Annotated in this window: 1 protein-coding gene; it reads right to left on the reverse strand. The window is 49.1% G+C overall.

Translation table 11 applies throughout. The features are described from left to right. The coding region (gene gltB / locus B3180_RS09425; protein WP_286844214.1) for a glutamate synthase large subunit at positions 1 to 1,978 on the reverse strand (1,978 nt) is incomplete at both ends.

A 1,978-nucleotide genomic window follows, 5' to 3' on the forward strand; every position in this document is an offset into this window, starting at 1 on the left:
TGTCCGTGCAATACAATGAATGTTCAGAGCGGACTCCGGCCGACTCCAACAAGGCGGTCAACTGTAACTGTTGCTGACGTTTGGTTTCCCCCGGCAAACGCTCTAGTAAATCAACCCGTCCAATGGCATCGGTTAACTGAGCTAAACCGAGATGAGCAAGAATGTCCCGCACCTCTTCAGCCCTAAACTCAAACAGTTTTACAACGCGCTCCGGTAAGCCGGAAAAGTGCTCACGACGTAAGGTTTCATCTTGCGTAGCCACACCCGTTGCACAGTTATTCAGATGGCAAATGCGCAAGTATTTACAGCCCAGGGCTATCATCGGAGCAGTACCAAAGCCAAAGCTCTCTGCCCCTAAAATTGCCGCTTTCACAATATCCATACCGGTTTTTAAACCACCATCGACCTGCAGACGAATTTTATGGCGCAGGTTATTCGCTACCAAAGCTTCGTGCACTTCGACCAACCCGAGTTCCCAGGGTGAACCTGCGTACTTGACCGACGTCATGGGGCTGGCGCCGGTACCACCGTCATAGCCTGATACGGTTATCAAGTCGGCATAAGCCTTAGCCACCCCGGTCGCAATAGTGCCAATACCCGGCGTTGAAACCAGTTTTACAGAGACTAAAGCTTTAGGGTTTACCTGCTTTAAATCAAAAATCAGCTGAGCTAAATCTTCAATGGAGTAAATGTCATGATGCGGCGGTGGCGATATTAATGTCGTACCAGCCACTGCGTAGCGTAGTTGCGCTATTTCCGCAGTGACTTTTTCGCCGGGTAGTTGTCCGCCCTCTCCAGGTTTTGCACCCTGCGCAACTTTTATCTGAATCACATCGGCGTTCACCAGGTAATGAGGTGTCACTCCAAAGCGCCCTGAAGCCACTTGTTTAATTCGGGAATTTTTTAAGCTGTTAAAGCGTTTCGGATCCTCGCCTCCTTCACCGGAGTTTGAATGCCCTCCAATTTGGTTCATTGCTATAGCCAGAGCCTCGTGGGCCTCAGCGCTTAACGCGCCTATGGACATAGCAGCCGTATCAAAACGCTGATACAGGCTTTCCTTTGCTTCAACTTGGTGTTTTTCAAGCTTTGCTGTTTCAGGTAATTTTATACTGAGCAGATCACGCAGGTGAGTTACCGGCCTTTGATTCACAAATTTCGCGTAAACGTCGTAGTCCCGCTGCTCACCTGTTGCTACCGCACGTTGTAAGGAGGTGACCACATCCGGGTTATACGCATGGTATTCCCCACCATGCACATATTTCAGTAAACCACCCTGAGCCAGCGGCTTACGCTTTAACCAGGCTTTGTGGAAGCTTTGCTGGAGATCCTGCTGAATATCATCAAAACCGGTACCATCAATTCGCGCCGGCACGTTTGCAAAACAAAGGCGGCGTACATCTTCGTTAAGCCCAACAGCTTCAAATAGAGAAGAACCGCGGTATCCGGCAACTGTTGCAATGCCCATCTTCGACAGTATTTTCAAGAGTCCTTTATTCAGACCTTTCCGGTAGTTCAGCAAGGCTTCTCTAATATCCAGAGTTACTTTGCCGCGAGCAACCAATTGCTCCACCGTTTCATAAGCCAGGTAAGGGTAAACTCCAGTAGCTCCCAAACCCAACAACACCGCCATGTGATGAGGGTCTCTCGCAGACGCTGTCTCAATAATAATGTTCGAATCGCAACGTAAGTCATTAGCCACTAAAGCCTGTTGAACCGCACCAACTGCTATCGCAGCCGGTATCATCAACTGTCCGCGCTGCAAGCCTCTGTCACTCAGTATCAGAATAACGGTTTGATTGTTCTTAACCGAGTCTTTTGCATTTTCAACAAGGCTTTCTATCGCCTGCCGTAAGTTGTTTTCCTCCGGCTTGAAAGCCAGCGAGAGTGTTGTTGCGCGGTAGTGCTTTTCATCCAATTCGCGTAACTGCTTTAAATCGGTATACATCAGAATGGGTGACTCGAACACCACCCTGTCAGT

This window comes from Idiomarina sp. UBA4206 (assembly GCF_002383015.1).
Classification (GTDB): domain Bacteria; phylum Pseudomonadota; class Gammaproteobacteria; order Enterobacterales; family Alteromonadaceae; genus Idiomarina; species Idiomarina abyssalis.